The following is a 20,200-nucleotide window of genomic DNA, read 5'->3' on the forward strand; positions in this document are numbered from 1 at the left end:
ATAAAATATTCAAAGCTTATTATAAATAATCATAAAGAATGAGTTTTTGATTTAAAAAATCAACTTAAATTATATAAATATCGAGAACTTAAGCAACATTTTGAATAACTAATTTTGATGTAAACATTCAGTATATATAACTTTAGCTAATATTTTATTTCACTAAAAGCCATGCATATTGGACTTGAAAAGACAGCATTATGAACGGCTTGGTTTTATACTAAGCGCACAGTTGTTTTGTTTTATGAGTAGGTTTTAAATGAACACAGGACTTGAAATAACGTCTATGCGCGACTCTGCTGAAGTTGTTGTGAGTATTTTAAAATCTCTAGCCAATACTGATCGTTTATTAATTTTGTGTCATTTGTCGCAACAAGAACTTAATGTTTCTCAAATTGAAGAAATTACCGACATCAAACAGCCGACTCTTTCTCAACAATTAATGATGTTACGTAAAAGTGATGTGGTAAATACGCGCCGTGATGGTAAGCAAATTTATTACTCCATTAAAGATGAACGCATGATTGAAGTTTTAAATACTTTGTATAGCTTGTACTGCCCAAAACCACGTCTCTAAACCAAATCACTGCTATATTTTCTGTGCTCTGAAAACGAATGCTAAGACTTCTTAGCATTTTTTATGCATAATATATCTAAATTTGTGATTTAGATTTTTTTATGTCTGATTGGAATCGTCGTCTAAGCCATTATCTACCCGCATGGCAATGGCTTAAGTACTATGACACGCCTACGTTTAAGTCAGATTTACTTGCATCTTTTATCGTCATTGCTATGTTGGTTCCTCAAGGCATGGCCTATGCCATGTTGGCAGGCTTACCGCCAATCACTGGGCTATATGCCAGCATTATCCCAATGATTATTTATGCCATCATTGGTGGCAGCCCTACACTTTCCATTGGTCCTGTTGCCATCATTTCGATGATGACCTTTGCGACGTTGAACTCGATGTTTGAAGTTGGTTCACCAGTTTATATACAAGCGGCATGCTTATTAGCCCTAATGGTCGGTATCATTTCCCTACTGTTGGGTTTATTTCGCTTTGGTTTCCTCATCCAACTCATTAGCCACCCCGTCATTCAAAGTTTCATTATTGCGTCTGCTTTGCTGATTGCTTTGGGTCAGTTGAAGTTTATTGTCGATCTGCCTTTAAAAGCCAATAATATCCCCGAGTTTGTGGTAAGTGTTTGGCAATACATCAGTTTAACTCACATAGGTACGCTGCTGTTTGGACTGTGCGCAATTGTATTTTTAATTTATGCACCAAAGCTGCTGAATACTAATGCCTTAAAAGGTTGGTTCGGATCGACCGTATTACTTTCGCGTACCATTCCTTTATTTTTAGTGGTTGCCTCGATTGCCTTGGTCTATTTTTTCCAACTACAAACGCTTGGAATCAAAACGGTCGGAATCATTCCATCTGGTATGCCCCCACTCGATATGCCATATTGGAATTGGACTTTAGTTCTGCAACTTTTGCCAGGCGCAACCATGATCGCGATGATCAGTTTTGTTGAATCACTTTCCATTGCTCAAGCCACTGCTTTACAAAACCGAAGCCAACTCAACAGCAACCAAGAACTTATCGCTTTGGGGTTAGCCAATATCAGTGCAGGTTTCAGTTCGGCCTTTCCTGTAACAGGCAGCCTTTCTCGTACTGTCGTTAATGCAGATGCAGGCGCTCAGACCCCTATGGCGGGTGTGCTCTCTTCGCTGTTGATTATTGTAGTGAGCTTATACTTTACAGGTTTCTTTCAGGACCTTCCTTTAGCCATTTTGGCTGCAACGATTATCGTCTCCATATGGAAACTTGTGGACTTTAAACCCTTCATCGAAGCATGGAAGTATTCTAAAGCAGATGGTATCGCGATGTGGATTACCTTTTTTGGTGTTGTCTGTATCGATATTTCAACTGGCCTGATCATTGGCATGATCTCAACCTTTATTTTGTTGCTTTGGCGGATTAGCCGGCCACATATTGCTGTGATTGGCTTGGTCGAGGGGACGCAACATTTTCGCAATGTTGAACGCCATCAAGTTCAAACAACGGCACAAGTACTGTCAATGCGTATAGATGAAAGCCTAACCTTCTTAAATGCCAACATATTGAAAGGTGAACTGATCAATGCCGTGAGCCAACAACCTGAGTTAGCCCATGTGGTGATTAATTGCTCCAGTGTGAGTAGTATCGACTTGAGTGCTTTAGAAATGCTGGAAGATATTAATCTAGAATTGGCCAAGCAAAACATTCAGCTGCATTTGTCCGAAGTTAAAGGCCCTGTGATGGATCGACTGCAAAGCTCAAAACTATTGAAACATTTGAGTGGGAATGTATTTTTAACTCACTATCAAGCCATTCAGACCCTTTCACCTCAGCTGCTTAAAACTTCATAAGAGACCGAATGTCTGCTTGCACTTTTTCAATATAGTGAGAAATATCAAGCAGACATTTATGATAAAAATCCATTAAATATGTCATTTTTATGAATTAAAATGAATAATAAAAACTGGAATTACAATAACTTAATTTTTATATTTAAATATTTTTCAGTCAGTTAGCAAATTAGGTATAAAATGGCGCACTTAAAATCCGTATTTTGTCCTCGTAATTTCAACAAGGCGCCTCTATGTTTTCTGTTTTAGCGCGAATGAGTCTAGTTACTCGAATTATTATTGCCATTATTTTGGGTATTGGTGTGGCCCTCGTTTTCCCAGGCGTTGCACCTTATTTGAGCCTGCTAGGCGACTTATTTATTAAAGCGTTAAAATCTGTCGCGCCTGTACTTGTATTTGTCTTGGTTCTTGCTTCTATTGCAAATTTTAAAGTAGGTCATAGTGCGAATTTACGTCCTATCATCATCATGTATGCCGTGGGTATGCTACTGGCTGCTTTTTCAGCAGTTGCTGTCAGCATCGCTTTCCCAAGTACTTTGTTCTTAAACTTACCTGCAAATACTGACTTACAACCACCAAGTAGCTTGATTGAAATCTTTAAGAACCTACTGCTGAGCTTTATTGCTAACCCTGTAACTGCCATTAGTGAAGCAAACTTCATTGGTATTTTAGCTTGGGCTGTGGCCTTGGGTGCTGCATTCCGTCATGCCAAAGACTCAACCAAAGACTTACTCAATGATACTGCACACGCAGTAAATAGCGTGATTCGTTTGGTGATTAACTTTGCGCCTATCGGTATTTTCGGTCTAGTGGCGGTAACCTTTGCAGAAACAGGTTTAAGTACCTTAGCAAGCTATGCACACTTATTGGCGGTCTTACTCGGCACAATGGCTTTCGTTGCCTTAATCATCAACCCGCTTATGGTTGCTGTGGTAACACGTAGCAATCCATATCCTTTGGTATTTCAGTGTTTACGTGAAAGTGGTATCACTGCTTTCTTTACGCGTAGTTCTGCTGCGAACATTCCTGTGAACTTAGATCTTGCAAAACGTTTGGGTGTGGCTGAATCTACAGCGAGTGTAGCCATTCCACTCGGTGCGACCATTAACATGGCCGGCGCCTCAGTGACTATTACTGTGCTTACACTGGCAGCAGTCAATACACTAGGTCTTAATGTTGACTTTACCACCATGATGATTTTATCTGTGCTTGCAACAGTTTCAGCTTGTGGTGCTTCTGGTGTTGCAGGTGGTTCTTTGCTGTTGATCCCTGTTGCGTGTGGACTGTTTGGTATTTCATCTGATATTTCAATGCAAGTGGTTGCAATTGGTATGGTGATTAGCGTACTACAAGACTCTACTGAAACCGCATTGAACTCATCAACTGACGTATTATTTACTGCAGCAGTTGACCGCGCTTCAAAATAATATATTGTAGAATCAGTATATTATTTCTTTTTTGAAGTTATGCCATTTCAACACTTACCACTTTGGATTCAACTGGGGGCATTCTTTCTTGCAGTCAATGCAGGAATGATTAATGTCTTAGGACTGGTGACTGTTTTACACCAGTCTGTTTCCCATATGACAGGTAATGTAAGTGTTTTGGCGATGTCGCTTGTACATTGGCAACCCGAAAGCATTTTATATTTGCTATTAGTAACTGTCTGCTATGTCATCGGTTCATTTTATAGCGGTGTAATTCTGGGAAATAGTCACTTTCGATTGGGACGCCGCTATGGCGTACCACTCACGTTAGTGGCTTTTTTTATTTTTCTGTGTTGGTTCTTTCTGCCTTATTTTCCACGTTATGCTTTACTCTGGGCCTGCGTCGCAATGGGTGTGCAAAATGCCATGGTGAGCCATTATAAAGGCACTATCATCCGCACCACACATTTATCGGGTGTTCTTACCGATCTCGGCTTAGCGCTTGGTTATCGTGTGCGCGGACTCGTGGTTGAGCGTCGGCGTGTAGTTTTACATCTTTTGATTTTAAGTGGCTTTTTGATCGGCGGACTCTGTGCAAGTTGGATGTATCCCTATTTAAAACTCAATTCTTTTTTAGTTCCAACAGCATTAAGCTTGATCCTTAGTGTTGTATATTGGATCATTTACTTTCGTTATCGTCGTTTTTAAACGCAGTTGTGGAATTCGCTATGGTAAAAAATGCATTACAGGCTCAGTTACTCAAAGCCGGTTTAGTTGACAACAAAAAGGCCAAAAAACTTTCTAAACAAGCAGTGCATGAGCAAAGAACAGGTCAAAGCAGTGAAGCAGAGATCAAGGCAAAAATTGCACAAGACAAACAGCAGAAACAGGCCAAAGATCAAGCCATTGAACTTGAAAAGAAAGCGATATTGCAAGAAAAAGAGCTCAAAGCGACGATCATTCAAATGATCACGCAGCATAAAATCAGGGATACCGATGGTGACGTGGCCTATCAGTTTATTGACGATGGCAAAATCAAAAAACAATATATCAATCAACAAATTTATAATGCCTTGGTTGCTGGTAGCCTCGTGATTGCACGCGATCATGAAAGTTATGCCTTCTTACCTAAAGCTTTAGCTGATCGTATTAATGCCAAACTTGAAGGCTTTATTATCGTAAATACCTCAGAGAAAAATGAAGCAGTCACCGATGAGGAAGATCCATACGCTGCGTACGTGATCCCTGATGATCTCATGTGGTAATTATTGAGCCATCAGAAGCTTCCATATTGGAAGCTTCTTTTTTCCTAATTCATTATAAAACTAATTTACCATTCTACTAACCTGACATATCCCAACCATCAACAAGCTATATTTCACGACATCCAAATAATGACTGAAAGTCGAATCTAAGAGAGTAAATAAACAAGTCGTTGATAACATGTATAAACTTAGTGACACAATTTGCTTAATTCGTATAGCTGATTACACTATTTGCAGTGTTTTAATCAAAAGAAGATCGCATTTTGGATAATTTTCATTTTATACAGAGTTTAAAAGACTGGTCAGACCAGTATCCTTGGATCGAAATGCTGACAGGATTCTGCATACTCATTCTAGTGGCTATACTGGCGTATATTATTGCCAAGCATGTTGTCGTTCGTGGTATTCGGCATCTCATCACTAAGCTAAAATTTGCCAATCACGACATCATGTCACAGCATAGTGTGATTCGTCGAATTGCGAACATTGTCCCAGCAATCGTCATTATGAATGGTATCGTTACCGTTCCTCACCTATCTGCGAAAATGGTCAGCTTTGTCCAAATGGCGGCACAGGCCTTTATTTTCTTAACCATTGCGCTCGCGATTGGTGAATTACTGAATATATTCAATTTGGTTTATCAACGTAATCCAAAGTCTAGAAATAAGCCTATCAAAGGCTATCTACAGCTGATCAAACTCATTATTTTCATCGTTTGTGGCTTGATGATCTTAGGGACTTTCCTGAAAAAAGATGTCTTCACCTTGCTGGCGGGCTTCGGTGCTATGGCGGCAGTGCTGATGTTGGTCTTCCAAAACACTATTTTGTCTTTGGTGGCTTCTGTTCAGATTTCATCCTACGACATGGTTCGCATTGGAGATTGGATTGAAATGCCATCTCTGAATGCAGACGGTGATGTCATTGATATGTCATTACACACCATCACTGTACAGAACTTTGATAAAACCTTTACCACGATCCCAACCAACAAATTGGTCACAGATACTTTTAAAAACTGGCGGGGTATGTCACAGGCAGGCGTACGTCGTATCAAACGCTCACTTTATATTGACCAAAGTAGCGTTCACTTTATGTCTGAAGCAGAGCAAAGCAAACTTAAAGAGTTTTTATTATTAGACCAATATTTGGATCACAAAAGCACAGAGCTGGTTGAGTTTAATCAAAAACTGAGCAATACATCTCCTTGTAATCAGCGACGTTTAACCAATATCGGGACCTTCCGTGCGTATGTTGAGCTGTACCTTAATCAGCATCCGAACATTTCAAAACATCAATCTTTAATCGTACGTCAGCTACAACCGACTGAAAAAGGCTTGCCACTGGAAATTTATGCATTTAGCAATCAAATTGCATGGAAAGATTATGAAGCAATTCAGTCGGATATTTTCGATCATTTAATTGCCATTCTTCCCGAATTTGGTCTCAAAATTTACCAAGCACCATCGGGATATGACATGCAAATCGCAATGTCAAACACGTAATTTTTTCACTTGGGTATGCTAAAACTGCTCCAGTTTTGGCATACCAAGGTCTTAAAAACGCAGAATAAGCGTTTCAACATATGTTCTGAATCATCAACTCTAGAATAAAGATTCTGGAAATACATAACATTAGTTTTTCAACAACTGTGTTATTTACGTTGTGTATTATGTAAATTAATTATGTGATTATTTACATGAAATATACCGCAATATCACAATATCAACCTTTTCTCTTCATTAAATTAGCCACTCCTTTTCACTTTGTAAGACTTTCTAAAATGAGTACTTTAAATAAATCTTTATGTGCTGCCCTTTTAGCTGTAGCAGCGACATCTTCTTTTGCAGCAGAAACTCAAGTTGTAGAAACCACTCAAGCTGCTGTTGCAACTGAAAATGCAGCACCTGCTTCAGAAGCTGCGGCATCTGATGCGGTTGCGACATCAGAAGCTCAAGCAAACTAATGCTTTAAGCATCTTGGGGGATTCATTCGATTGGATTCCCTTTTATCACTCTTCTCTATATCAGACTTTTATATCTATTCATCTACATTTCTTGCTATCAATACTACTACAGCAACGTTCAGTCTCTCTCAATTTACACAGACCACTGAGGTCTTTTCATGCTAAAATTTTCAAATTCTACTTATTTATAAAACAAGTCATTACCTCATAAATGACTTATTTTTAGAAGGTTTTATTCATGTTCAAATGGTTTGAAAAACGTGTTGATCCCTATCCAGAAGAAGGTTTAAACCAACCTTTACCGACCACGTTCTTTCCGTTTGTATGGCAGGCCGCTAAAGGTGTGCGTGGCTATTTGCTGATCTTGGTTTTATTCACGGCTGGGGCTGCCAGCTTTGAAGCTTTGTTTTATGCCAAAATTGGTGACTTAGTGAACTGGCTCAGTAAAAGCCAGCCAGAAACATTTTTAGCAGAACATGGTTCAAATTTAGTCCTTTTATTCTGTATTTTATTGGCCAATATTTTATTTGCCAGTTTACAGTCGATTATTAAACATCAAGTATTATTTAGTACTTTTCCCATGCGTCTGCGCTGGCGCTTTCATAATTTACTGTTGAAGCAAAGTCTCGACTTTTTTCATAATGATTTTGCAGGAAGACTCTCCGCAAAAGTCATGCAAACTGCACTGGCAATCCGTGAGTTCTGGGTTATTTTGGGTGACATGTTGGCATATGTGCTCATTTATTTTGTCACGGTCAATCTGGTACTTGCCGCTATCTCCCCGCTCCTAATATTACCTTTACTGGTCTGGTTAGCTTTGTTTATCTGTGCAGCGTATTATTTCATTCCACGTTTGAGCAAAGTTTCAAATGAACAGGCTGATGCCAGAGCTGTGATGACTGGCCGTGTTACCGATGCCTATACCAATATTCAAACAGTAAAGCTTTTTGCCCATGCAGGACGAGAAAGCTTATATGCTAAATCCTCGATGCAAGAATTCATGGTCACCGTTTATAAACAAATGCGTTTAGGTGCCAAATATGAAATCAGCATCCTGTTTTTAAATATAGTGCTGTACGCGGGTGTATTGGGCACTGCGGTTTGGTTATGGATGAATGGGCGAGTTGAACTTGGTGTTATTGCTGCTGCAACGGCTATGATTTTAAAACTGAGCAGTATCGCAGAATTTATCATGTGGCAAACCTCAGCACTTTTTGAAAGTGTCGGCACCATTCAAGACGGCATGAAAACCCTCGGTCGTTCGATCACGATTCAAGACAAACCTGATGCCAAAGACCTTAAGGTTAAACAAGGCGTGATTGAATTTAAAGACGTCACTTTCGCGTATAACAGTAAAAATGTCATCGACAATTTAAACCTACGCATCCGAGCTGGTGAAAAAATTGGGATCGTAGGTCGCTCTGGTGCAGGGAAATCAACACTGATTCAATTATTGCTGCATTTTTATCAATTGAAACAGGGTGAAATTTTAATTGATGGACAGAATATCGAAGATGTCACCCAAGACAGCTTACGTCGTAATATTGCCTTAGTGACTCAAGATACCTCCCTGCTACACCGTAGTGTCGCAGAAAATATCAAATATGGCCGTCCCAATGCCAGTGATGAAGAAATGTATGCTGCTGTACGTAAAGCCAAAGCCGAAGAGTTTATTCCTCAGCTGACTGACTTACGTGGTAAATCAGGTTATGAAGCCTATGTTGGTGAGCGTGGAGTGAAACTTTCAGGTGGCCAACGCCAGCGTATCGCCATTGCTCGTGTGTTCTTAAAAGATGCGCCGATTCTAATTTTAGATGAAGCCACCAGTGCCCTAGACTCAGAAGTTGAAGCTGCAATTCAATCTAGCCTTGATGACTTAATGCAAGATAAAACAGTGATTGCGATTGCTCACCGTCTTTCAACCATTGCTCAAATGGATCGTTTGATCGTGCTTGATGAAGGTCGTATTGCAGAACAAGGGACACATGAAGAGCTGATTCAAAAAAATGGTATCTATGCCCACCTTTGGCAGCGTCAAACAGGTGGATTTTTAACGGAACAACATCCGATTAAAAAGAAAGAAGCCTAATTTTACTTTCCATTTTCAGCACGCTTAGATCATTATCATCAATGATTTTAGCATGCTGATTTTAAAAGATTTCACTTAATTTTTAGCGTCATTTGCTGAGCCTTTATTTTTATCGAGAGTCTTATATTTTTGCTCAGAAATTTATGATATTTATAATATCGTTCCACTAAATCAGAAATGAAAAGGATACTGAATTGATATAGGCTCGGAACATATTGTCCAACAATATGCTCCATGAATTTGAAATATTCATGCCAATATAACTTCAGTCAGAAAAGAAAGAAAAATGCAATGGATCGCGCATGAAAACAGTTTCACTTCGCCAAGATCAAGGAATTCCTGGTGTTTATGGCTTATTGTTGTTAGATGTTGTGTCTCGTTGGGGCTATAACGCAGAGACGCTATTTTCCCCTTTTCAACTCACGAGCGAACAACTCGCAGAGCCTGACTTTCGCATACCTGTTCATACTGCCAATGAACTTGTGAAGTTGGCCAGCCGTCTCACTGGTGAGCCCACGCTTGGCTACCATCTAGGCACGCAAATGCGTATTTCAATTCATGGCTTCATTGGCTATGCCATTATGACCACCCATGATATTGGCGAAGCCTTGGTACTTGCTAACCGTTTTATTCAACTGCGCATGCCTTTTTTGCAGCTTTTCTTTTCCACCTTTGGCGAAAAAGCGACTTTACAATTACGCTGTGATGTCGATATAGAGCCGTTGCGTACCGATATTGCGATCAGTATTATTTTTGGCATTGTTTCTATGAGCAAGGCGCTCACTGGCATTGAAAATCTGGCTGGGGAAATTGATTTCGATTTTCCAGAACCTGAAGGTTTTGATCGCTATCGAGCAAAGCTGCCAAACCATAGTGTTCGCTTTGATCAACCACATTTACTTTTGAGTTTCGATAAGCATTATCTAGGTTTTAAAATGGTCAATGCTGATCCACTTGCAAGCCAAATAGCCATTAATCAATGTGAAGCTGAGCTCTCAGCCATGGGCGAACGCCGAAGATTATCGATGCGTGTTCGTGACATTCTAACGCACTCAGAACAACACTATTTAAGCATCGAGCACGTAGCAGACCTCTTACACATGTCTGATCGTACACTGAAACGCCAATTGGCTGCTGAAAGCACGTCCTTTTCAACCATTGTGGATGAAGTGCGTTACCGTCATGCCACGTCACTTTTATCACGTACAGACTATAGCTTAGAGCAAATTGCGGATGAACTCGGATATAGTGATGTGGCAAATTTCAGCCGAGCCTTTAAGCGTTGGAGTGGACGCAGCCCGAGTAATTGGCGTAAAGATCCGTATTTATAGATCTTTTGTTTTGATAGAAAAGCATGTATAAATCATGCGAAAAATGATTTTTGTATTTTAAGGAGTTATTCATGAATCATCCTTCAGAATTGAAGTATGCGAGTACACATGAATGGGTGCGTATTGAAGGTGATCTTGTTGTAACTGGTATTTCAGACCATGCACAGGATGCTTTAGGCGATTTAGTCTATGTTGAAACACCAGAAGTTGGTCAACAAATCACTGCAGGCGAACAAGCGGGTGTAGTTGAATCTGTAAAAACAGCTTCTGATATTCATGCACCAGTTTCTGGCACCGTAGTAGAAATCAATGCCAATCTGGAAGATGATCCTGACTTCGTCAATGATGACCCCTATGGCAAAGGTTGGATTTATAAAATCAAACCAGACAATATCGCAGATGTAGAACAACTCCTTTCAAACACAGCCTATGAAGCGGGTCTATAAGCCTAGTATTCATATTTACGATTCAAAAAATCAGTCTGCGGACTGATTTTTTTGCAACTATCCTCTTATTTTGATAAATTAACTCTATATTTATATATTCAACTCGTTTAAATACCAATATTTATCACTATAATTATACTTTTCACGTGTATTATCTTATAATTTGATTGTTCTAATTTCACAGCCGTGACCTAGCTTCTGCATAAAATAATAACAACAGTTTACGTCCTGTGGCCTCATCTTCGAGCCAAGGGTTCTGCATGTCTGTTCTCAATACATCATCACTATGGAATAAGTCTTTTATTCTGTGCTTAGCGAACAATCTGTTTTTGTTCATCTTTTACTTTGCACAGACCTCAATCCTTCCAATCTATATTTTGAATGATTTGGGTGGTAGCCTTGCACAAGCAGGCTTAGCCATGACTTTGTTCATGGCATCGTCTATCGCAGTTCGCCCTTTTAGCGGACTGATTATTGAAAAATTGGGCAATAAGAAAACGCTTTTTATCGCGGAAGCCCTATTTTGTTTGTTTTCCTTGGCTTATTTGTTTGCTGATAATTTACACCTGTTGTTACTGATTCGTTTTCTACATGGCATTTGGTTCAGCATCGTCACCACAGTTGCCGTACCTATCGTCAATGAGTTTATTCCAGAAAAACGTAAAGGCGAAGGCATGGGCTATTTTGTCATGTCCATTAATCTGGGGATTGTACTTGGGCCATTCCTCGGTTTAACCCTGATCCAGTCCGTATCCTATCCAATGGTCGCAGGAATTTTAGCGTTTAATGTCTGTCTCGGTTTCTTGTTTTGCTTCTTTATCCCAATTCAGCAAACCACTCAAAAATTGAAACCTGCCGTGAAGCGCAAGCTCAGTATCCATGACTTTGTTGAAACCAAAGCCTTGAATATTTCAATTATGGGCATGATCGTTTCTTTTTCCTATGCCAGTATCATGTCCTTCATTTCAACTTATGCAGAGTCTAAACATCTGCTGAACTACGCGAGCTTGTTTTTTATCGTCTTTGCAATTTCTATGATGAGTCTACGCCCAATTACAGGCAAAATTTATGACCGTCGCGGAGCGAGCTATGTGATTTACCCAGCGATTATATTATTTAGCTTGGGGCTTATGATTCTCAGTCAGATTCAATCTTTGACGGGTTTATTGGTTGCTGCTGTATGCGTTGGTATGGGCTTTGGTTCTGCACAGCCTTGTCTACAAACTTTAGCTATTCAAGGTGCTGAAAAGCATCGGATTGGCCATGCGACCTCTACATTCTTTACCATGTATGACTTGGGTATTGCACTTGGTTCTATATTGTTGGGCATACTCATTTCTAAGCAAGGTTATAGCTTTACCTATTTATTCTGTGCACTGACAACCGTTTTAAGTTTATTTTTCTATGCCTTTATTACGAATAGAAAGAAAACCGCTTAAAACATCAGTCCGTATGCCCATAGTAATGAACATACGGACTCAAAAATTAAGCGTCGGCCTTCTCTTCTTCAGCGTCTTTGGCTTTTTCAGCAATCGCTTGATCAAAAGACAAAGCACTATTTGAGCTTAACTGCGGGTTGGCACGACTACTCTTTAACTTAATCTGTAGACGTAATTCATTGACCGAGTCTGCATTTCGTAGCGCTTCTTCGTAAGTAATTGCACCTTGATTGTATAAATCAAACAAAGCCTGATCAAAGGTCTGCATACCGAGCTCTCGTGACTTCGACATCACTTCTTTGAGTTCATGGAAATTCCCTTTAAGTATCAAGTCTGACATCAACGGCGTATTGAGCATGATTTCCACTGCTGCTCGGCGACCACGCCCATCTTCAGTTCGTACCAAGCGCTGTGAAATAATCGCCTTCATATTAGAAGATAAGTCCATCAAAAGTTGATTACGACGTTCGTCTGGGAAAAAGTTAATAATACGATCTAAAGCCTGATTTGCATTATTGGCATGCAGTGTCCCCAGGCATAAGTGGCCTGTTTCCGCAAAAGCTATGGCATGTTCCATCGTCTCCGTATCACGAATCTCACCAATTAAAATGACATCGGGCGCTTGGCGCAGAGTATTTTTCAAAGCATTGTGCCAAGAATGACAGTCCACACCCACTTCCCGATGAGTAATCATCGATTTCTTATGCTTGTGAACATATTCCACTGGGTCTTCAACCGTAATAATGTGCCCTGCCGAGTTCTCATTTCGATGATCAATCATCGCTGCCAAAGACGTAGATTTACCCGACCCTGTACCACCGACAACGAGTACTAAACCACGTTTTTCCATAATTACGTCTTTTAAAGACGTTGGAAGTTGTAACTTAGTGAAGTTAGGAATTTCCGCAGTAATCGTACGAATCACCATACCTACATGCAGTTGCTGCTGAAAAACATTTACACGAAAACGTGAAACATTGGGAACGCTAATTGCAAAATTACACTCCAGCTCAGTTTCGAACTCCAATCGTTGCTTTTCGTTCATTAAACTATAAGCAAAGAGTTTGGTCTGATCAGATGGCAAGTTTTGTTGACCCAGTGGCTTCATGAGGCCCTGATGCTTAATACTTGGCGGAAAGTCTGCAGATATAAATAAGTCTGAACCACCATACTCAACCACTTTGCTGAGCATGTGAAACATCATCCGACGGGCTTCTTCTAAAAGTTCTGCAGAATACATAGTGTTCTCTAAAAATTAGTGCAAATAGCTGACTTTAAAAAGCATTTCTTTTATTCAAAATACAATTTTTTATCGTGTTCTTTCAGGCTTCTGATTTTGCATAAGTTTCTGCTCTAGCTCAACCTAATTTATCGTTTGATAAATAACTTTTAGCTTATTTTTCAATTTATTATCTTCATTTATTGAACTACATCACAAAAAAAAGACCTTTCATTGAAAGGTCTTTTTGGTTGCGTTGATTAAGCACTACGTTGAACAGCGTGGCTGCGTAATGTGTCGGCAACCTCTAAGAGTACTTGCTCAGTTTTTTCCCAGCCTAAACAGCCATCGGTAACAGACTGACCATAGACCATGTCATCTGAAATTTTCTGGTTACCATCAACCAAGTGACTCTCAAGCATGACACCACACACATTGCTTTGCGTGCGTTCCGCAACAATGCTACGTAATACATCAGGTTGATTGAGTGGATTTTTACTACTGTTCCCATGACTACAGTCAATCACCAACGCGGGTAATTCACCTTTGACTTTATCTTGCATATGACGAATATCTGCTAAAGCATAGTTAGGCCCTGAGTTTGCACCACGTAAAATCAAGTGCGGCTTCGGATTTCCTTGGGACTGAAGCATACATGCCATGCCTTGCTGCCCAATTCCCATGAACTGGTGAGAGTTTGATGCAGACTGAATCGCATCCAGAGCAATTTGAATTGAACCATCTGTGCCATTTTTGAAACCAATGCTGAATGGCATATGACTCGAAATTTCACGATGAATCTGCGACTCGCTGGTACGCGCACCAATAGCTCCCCATGCCAACAGATCGTCGAAATAAGCAGTCGCCATCGGGCTTAAAATTTCTGTAGCAATCGGCAAACCCATTTCAATAATCGCTAAATACAATGCTCGAGACTGCTCTAATCCCAACTGCATATTGGAAGATCCATCAAGTAAAGGATCGTATAAAAAACCTTTCCAACCCACTGTTGTCCGTGGTTTTTCAATATAAGCACGCATTACGAAGAAAATCTGATCTGAAACTTTGGTTTGTAATTGTTTTAACTTTTCAGCGTATTCTAAAACCGCAATAGGGTCGTGAATGGAACATGGGCCAGTAATGACCATTAAACGATGGTCTTTGCCTTCTAATATATTTCGAATGGTTTGACGCTGTTCAGCAATTTGTAGTTTTAATGGCGCTGAAAGTGGCAACTGCGCTTTGAGTTGCTGCGGCAAACTTAAAAGTGTTTCTTGAACTGTCGTTTGAGTACTTTGTAGTGCAGTATTTAGAGCATTCATTGGTTTGTATCCTTTGGACTGTGGTCTTCAGTCCGATCTTTTATTTGAGCGTTATGGGTCTAATGGATTGCTGGGCTAAAGTCATAAATTGACTAAAGTAAAACCAATAAAAGTTGCTAAAGTATGAATAGTTAGTTGTTTTCATGAAGTACTCCAAAAATTATTAAAACAGCAGATATAAAAAAACCTGACCAGGGTTGCCGATCAGGTATTAACTAGGTGGGCAACCTTTTGATGCCCGAACGCGTTCAGGCAATTATCTAAATTGCCAAAAGTAATAATTTGCGTTAGAGGTTACAGGTTGCTTTAACATTTTTATATCTTCAAAAATATGTTATCTGAAATTTAAAATACGCTGATTTTTTTGCTTTTACAACACTTTTTTATACAAAAAATTCTGTTCTATTCCGTTTAAGCCTTTGCCTTTAACTTAATGGCCTATCATGTTTGAGTTCATGAGAACAGTCGCTATGAAGCCTAGTGTAGTTTTAGCAACTGCATTTCTGCCTGCTGAGCACAAACAGGTGGACTAAACAGATAACCTTGCCCAATATGACAGCCCATATCTCTTAACAGCTGCAATTGTGTTTCGGTTTCAATGCCTTCGGCAACGATATCCATTGATAAAATCGGGCCGAGTTTGGCTAACCCTTCGACAATGGCATAAATCGATTTATCATCACTTAAGCGTTGTACAAAAGAGCAGTCAACTTTAATAATATCAACAGGATAGTCGCGCAAATGAGTAAGAGAAGAATGCCCCGTACCAAAATCATCCAGCGCTATTCGGACACCATTTGCTTTGAGTTTTTTAAGGGCGCGAACCACATATTCATAGCCGCGTTCAGCCAAATGATATTCAGTAACCTCAATTTCAACAAATTTCGAGGGTATACGGTAGGCTTTGAGACGTTTTAAAAAGATCTCAGCAAAATTATCACGCATAAATTCAACAGGTGCTGCATTTATCGAAATAGGTACAATCTGTAAGCCTTTTGCGCGCCATTCAGTAATCTGCTTGAAAACCTGATGCTGCATAATCTCACCAATACGGCTGGATAACTCATAATCATTAAAAGCTGCTGCAATTCGTGCAGGGCTTTGAATGTTATTTTGATCATCACGCCAGCGTAATAGCGCTTCATAACCAATAATTCGTTCTGAATCTAAACACACTTTCGGTTGGAAGAACGCCTCTATTGCAACATTACGAATAATTTGGTGCGCACAATTCAGTTGTTCTGATTGTTCCCGTACTGCATTAAACATATCCTGATCAAACATGCGCATACCGCCACGGCCTTGTGCTTTAACATCATTAAGTGCTGTGTCGGCACATTTGAGTAACTCACTGAGGTCATTCGCATCATCTGGATATAGACCACATCCAATGCTCATGCCACCATTGATGTAATTACCCGAAAAAGTAATGGGAAACTCAAGTTGTTGCAAAATCTGCTGGGCAATCTGATTGAGTTCGCCTATATCCTGCACATGTGGAATAATCACCCCAAATTCATCCCCACCAAGGCGTGCCAAGAAAGCTCGCCCTTCTAGAATTTGTTTTAAACGTTTCGATAAAATCCTTAACAAGTGATCGCCTGCGGCATAACCCAGTGTGTCATTGATGGTTTTAAAGTGATCTAAGTCCATCAGCATGACGGCTAACTTCTGCTTTTTGTCACGTGCATTGTTATACAGTTTTCTGATTTTTTCTTTAAACGCACGTCGGTTATTTAAACCCGTTAACTCATCACGTTCACTACCTTGTTTTAATTTTTGTTCGGCCAAATATTGCAATGTGATATCACGTGATACACATAAAATGCTCTGGGTCTTTCCATTAATATCAAGTACAGGGGTTAGAACATTATCCCAATAATAAACTTTTCCGTCTGATAAACTCATGCCATTAAAATGAGAAATTTGGCCTTGGCTTGCACTATGCAATGCTTTTTTGGCTTTTTTACGCACCGCAAGAGGCAAAAGTTCGACCCAAGACATACCAAAGTCTTTAACATCCTCACTTCCCAACAACATGACACATGCCGACTTATTCATATGGGTGACCGTACTATCTGGTTCAACTACAATAATGCAGTCTACACTGGCATTTAACATATCCGAATGAGCACGTAATAGCGCTAAAGACTCGATATAAATTTTCATGCCCTGATGAATATCAGTGCAACTCAGTTGAAATCCAGCGGTAGAGCGATCCATTTCACCTTGGACTAAGAACCAATGATACTGGCCCTGATGATTACGAATCCGGCAGGTTTTTTCAAATGTAAGCTCAACAATTATCGGTTGATGCAAAAATTCATCTAATGCTGGCACATCTTCAGGATGAATATATTCAACTAAATTGAAGCTATCTGCGGATAAATCCATCCCCCCCACATACTGGCGTAAGGGTAAATTTAAATATTTGCAGACATCATTATGTATCCAAAAAAGCTGAGGAATAATATCAATCAGATGGTGGTCTTTTTTTAAAGTAGAACGCTTTCCTGCCTGTTGATCATAGGCAATATTTTTAGATTTAATTTTAGGCTGTGAATGGGTTCGAGACATAATAATTATCTGCAACTTAAACTCGCTGGTTTAGTCCATAACCAGACATATTGTTTAAAAAAGAAATCAAGCAAAGTCATGAAAAAACAGTGAAAACAAAAAAATAAATATAAATATAACGACAGTGCGTGATTACCATCACAATATGCATCATATACAACTTATATAAGCGTATACCAATGAAAATTTGCAACTATTACACAATTCAGACAAATAACTGAGCGCGGCTTTCAATAGCACATGAGCATGCATTTAAGCAACATAACTAAGCCAAACAAATTTCAGTGAAAAACTAATAATAACAATACATTATTTTAAGTAAAGACCGATAATTCACATAATGATTAAGTTTATTCTATTTACATAAAGACGTTATTCATAGGAGCTTTACGCCCTACTTTTGTGCAAAAAAATCAGAAGCCTGATTGGTAAATATTATCCAATCAGGCTTCTGATTTAGTAGATAGTTGCAAGCTATGATTTAACGATTTTTTTCTTCAATAAACTCAAATTGTGTTTCAGAAAAGACTGTGTAGGGTCACTTTTTTCATAACATTCATTTGGCAGCGAGTATTTAGCCAACTTCACCCAAACAGATGAAAACTGTTTGATAAAGCTCGCTTCATTGTAATGAATTCCATACCCTGCACACAGTGCTTTAATTTTGGGTGCGACTTGTGCGTAGCGATTGGCTGGCATGTCCGGGAAAAGATGATGTTCGATTTGATGACTCAAGTTCCCGCTTAAGATATGCAAGGCCTGTGTCCCACTAAAATTACTTGAGCCTCGAATTTGGCGCAGATACCACTCGGCCCGTGTTTCATTGTCAATATTGTCCATTTCAAAGTTTTCAGCATCTTCAGTAAAGTGACCATTAAAAATCACCGCGGATGCCCATAAACTACGAATAACATTGGCTACTGCATTTCCTGCAAAAACTGGCAGTGCATTTGGCCCAGCAATCATGGGGAAAAAGACATAGTCCTTAATCACTTGGCGTTTCATTTTCTGCCTAAAATCATATGACTCTACCCAAACTTCACGCCAAGTTTTTGTTTTATAGGCCACCACATCTTCTATATGCAGATTTTGTATACCAACATACCACTCAAAAAACACCATCAACTGTGCAGCTAAAGGCAGATTCAGCAAAAAACGAGGTTCCCAGACCTGTGCATCGCTCACACGGACTAAGCCATAGCCGACATCATGATCCATACCAACAATATTGGTGTAGGTATGGTGGATATAATTATGCGTATGTTTCCAGTCGGGGCCTGTGGCCATAGTATCCCAATCATAATTTGCCCCATTGAGACTCGGATCATTTAACCAGTCAAACTGACCATGCATGACATTATGCCCAAGCTCCATATTTTCTACGATTTTAGATACCCCTAATAAACCTGTGCCCAAAAGCCATACTGGAGGCAGCCATCCTGCAAACATCAGCATTGCACGTGCGCTTATTTCGCTATAACGCACAAAATTTCGGATTTTGTAAATATACTCAGCATCTTTTTCATTGAGATTTTCCATCACTTCACGACGGATCGCTTCAACTTTCGCACCAAACTCTTCGACTTGTGCAGGACTTAAATATTTGGATTTACTGCTTTCACTAAAATAAACGGGAAGATTCATATCTATACCTTCTTAAAGGTTGATTACAACAGGACTAACCGCCTGTGAAATGCATAATTTAATTTGTGTGTTATTGTTTTGATCAAGCTCGCCTGTGAGCAGATTCCGCACCACACCCTTAACTTTAGTACATGAACAAGTATTACAAATGCCCATACGGCAGCCATGCGCGGTACGTAAACCCGCCTGTTCTGCACTGTCTAATAAATTGCTTTGAGCTTGAAACTGTTGCTGCGAACGTTGAAACGTGACCACTTGAGCGCTCTGAGTATGATCGACAACAATTTGAAAGTATTCGGTATGCAGATGGTCAACTAAGTCTAAAGCCTGATAAATTTCTGTCAGGCTTTGCATCATATTGGCAGCACCACAGGCATAGCATTCACGTTGTTCAAAACCTTCCACCTTTTGGCTAAGCAAGTCTAGGCTCAGATGTTGTTTATCCAGCAAGGTATTTACATGATGGTATTTAAACTGCGGATAATGTTCAGTAAGTTGTTGCAGTTCTGTATGAAAGGCATCATCCCGCGTAAAGTAAATGAGATCGAAATTGGAAACTGTTTGTGGGCGTTTCAATGCTGCTTTAATCAATGCATAAATTGCGGTAATACCACTTCCCGAGGCAATCATCAGTGCAGAGTGAGGCTGACTTTTTAAAACAAATTCGCCCTGCGTTTGGGAAATTTCAACTACACTTTTTACAGGCTGTTGAGTGAGTGCATTTGAAACTTTGCCCTGTTGCTTGACAGCAATCACAAGATTGCCATTTTCTATAATCTCGACAATCGAATAGCTGCGCTGCCAACGTACACCAGCAATGAGTACTGTCACTAAGATACTTTGCCCAGCTTGATAGTCGGTTGCTTTAAAATGATGATTTGGCTGTAACTGCATGTACACGAAGTCATCTGATAAGTGATGCTTTGCAACAATCCGCGCTTTGGCTTTTTTCCATGCCCATAGCGGATTTACTTTTTCAGCCAGAAAATCGATGAAATCTTCGCGTACCCATTCAGGACGGTATTCAACATGCTTTCCCATAGTCACCCTCTGCTTTAGTTTATTT

At 39.7% G+C, this 20,200-nt stretch carries 16 protein-coding genes; 11 read left to right on the forward strand and 5 right to left on the reverse strand.

All coding sequences use genetic code 11. The annotated features are described in order from the left end of the window. Positions 1 to 259: 259 nt before the first annotated feature. From JZ787_RS15940 to JZ787_RS15990, 11 genes are all read left to right on the forward strand, one after another. Positions 260 to 577: a metalloregulator ArsR/SmtB family transcription factor gene (locus tag JZ787_RS15940; RefSeq protein WP_004693230.1), complete on the forward strand. Its 318-nt coding sequence runs from the start codon at positions 260 to 262 to the stop codon at positions 575 to 577. A 101-nt stretch (positions 578 to 678) separates the two neighbouring features. Beyond that, complete coding sequence (gene sulP / locus JZ787_RS15945; protein WP_234964028.1) at positions 679 to 2,412, forward strand: sulfate permease; 1,734 nt, start codon at positions 679 to 681, stop codon at positions 2,410 to 2,412. 233 nt (positions 2,413 to 2,645) lie between these two features. After that, complete coding sequence (gene sstT / locus JZ787_RS15950) at positions 2,646 to 3,839, forward strand: serine/threonine transporter SstT (RefSeq protein ID WP_346312825.1); 1,194 nt, start codon at positions 2,646 to 2,648, stop codon at positions 3,837 to 3,839. 39 nt (positions 3,840 to 3,878) lie between these two features. Continuing rightward, on the forward strand, positions 3,879 to 4,547 hold the full coding sequence (locus JZ787_RS15955; RefSeq protein WP_004693233.1) for a YoaK family protein: 669 nt from the start codon (positions 3,879 to 3,881) through the stop codon (positions 4,545 to 4,547). A 20-nt stretch (positions 4,548 to 4,567) separates the two neighbouring features. Beyond that, a complete protein-coding gene (locus JZ787_RS15960) occupies positions 4,568 to 5,104 on the forward strand; it encodes a DUF2058 domain-containing protein (protein ID WP_005399509.1) in 537 nt (178 codons plus the stop codon). Positions 5,105 to 5,367: 263 nt separating this feature from the next. Then, a complete protein-coding gene (locus JZ787_RS15965; RefSeq protein ID WP_205668067.1) occupies positions 5,368 to 6,606 on the forward strand; it encodes a mechanosensitive ion channel domain-containing protein in 1,239 nt (412 codons plus the stop codon). 278 nt (positions 6,607 to 6,884) lie between these two features. Further along, positions 6,885 to 7,067: a hypothetical protein gene (locus JZ787_RS15970; protein WP_234964031.1), complete on the forward strand. Its 183-nt coding sequence runs from the start codon at positions 6,885 to 6,887 to the stop codon at positions 7,065 to 7,067. A 238-nt stretch (positions 7,068 to 7,305) separates the two neighbouring features. Beyond that, positions 7,306 to 9,156 carry an ABC transporter ATP-binding protein gene (locus tag JZ787_RS15975; protein WP_346312826.1) on the forward strand — a complete coding sequence of 617 codons (1,851 nt, stop codon included), beginning with the start codon at positions 7,306 to 7,308 and terminating at the stop codon, positions 9,154 to 9,156. A gap of 302 nt (positions 9,157 to 9,458) precedes the next feature. Continuing rightward, positions 9,459 to 10,487, forward strand: a complete 1,029-nt coding sequence (locus JZ787_RS15980) for an AraC family transcriptional regulator (RefSeq protein ID WP_087528086.1) — start codon at positions 9,459 to 9,461, stop codon at positions 10,485 to 10,487. A 71-nt stretch (positions 10,488 to 10,558) separates the two neighbouring features. Then, positions 10,559 to 10,933: a glycine cleavage system protein GcvH gene (gene gcvH / locus JZ787_RS15985; RefSeq protein ID WP_168159610.1), complete on the forward strand. Its 375-nt coding sequence runs from the start codon at positions 10,559 to 10,561 to the stop codon at positions 10,931 to 10,933. Positions 10,934 to 11,193: 260 nt separating this feature from the next. Beyond that, entirely contained in the window at positions 11,194 to 12,372 is a 1,179-nt protein-coding gene (locus tag JZ787_RS15990) for an MFS transporter (protein ID WP_346312827.1), read from the forward strand. A 46-nt stretch (positions 12,373 to 12,418) separates the two neighbouring features. Here the strand turns inward: JZ787_RS15990 and JZ787_RS15995 are convergent, their stop codons facing one another. From JZ787_RS15995 to JZ787_RS16015, 5 genes are all read right to left on the reverse strand, one after another. After that, entirely contained in the window at positions 12,419 to 13,612 is a 1,194-nt protein-coding gene (locus JZ787_RS15995; RefSeq protein WP_168159611.1) for a PilT/PilU family type 4a pilus ATPase, read from the reverse strand. A gap of 239 nt (positions 13,613 to 13,851) precedes the next feature. Then, on the reverse strand, positions 13,852 to 14,913 hold the full coding sequence (locus JZ787_RS16000) for a 3-deoxy-7-phosphoheptulonate synthase (RefSeq protein ID WP_346312828.1): 1,062 nt from the start codon (positions 14,911 to 14,913) through the stop codon (positions 13,852 to 13,854). Positions 14,914 to 15,390: 477 nt separating this feature from the next. After that, the gene (locus tag JZ787_RS16005; RefSeq protein ID WP_168159613.1) at positions 15,391 to 17,490 is read right to left on the reverse strand and encodes an EAL domain-containing protein; all 2,100 of its coding nucleotides are present in this window, start codon (positions 17,488 to 17,490) and stop codon (positions 15,391 to 15,393) included. 474 nt (positions 17,491 to 17,964) lie between these two features. Continuing rightward, positions 17,965 to 19,134, reverse strand: a complete 1,170-nt coding sequence (locus JZ787_RS16010) for an acyl-CoA desaturase (protein WP_168159614.1) — start codon at positions 19,132 to 19,134, stop codon at positions 17,965 to 17,967. A 12-nt stretch (positions 19,135 to 19,146) separates the two neighbouring features. Next, positions 19,147 to 20,175, reverse strand: a complete 1,029-nt coding sequence (locus JZ787_RS16015) for an iron-sulfur cluster-binding domain-containing protein (protein WP_346312829.1) — start codon at positions 20,173 to 20,175, stop codon at positions 19,147 to 19,149. Positions 20,176 to 20,200 lie beyond the last annotated feature (25 nt).

The organism is Acinetobacter sp. BWR-L5, from assembly GCF_039655985.1.
Classification (GTDB): domain Bacteria; phylum Pseudomonadota; class Gammaproteobacteria; order Pseudomonadales; family Moraxellaceae; genus Acinetobacter; species Acinetobacter johnsonii.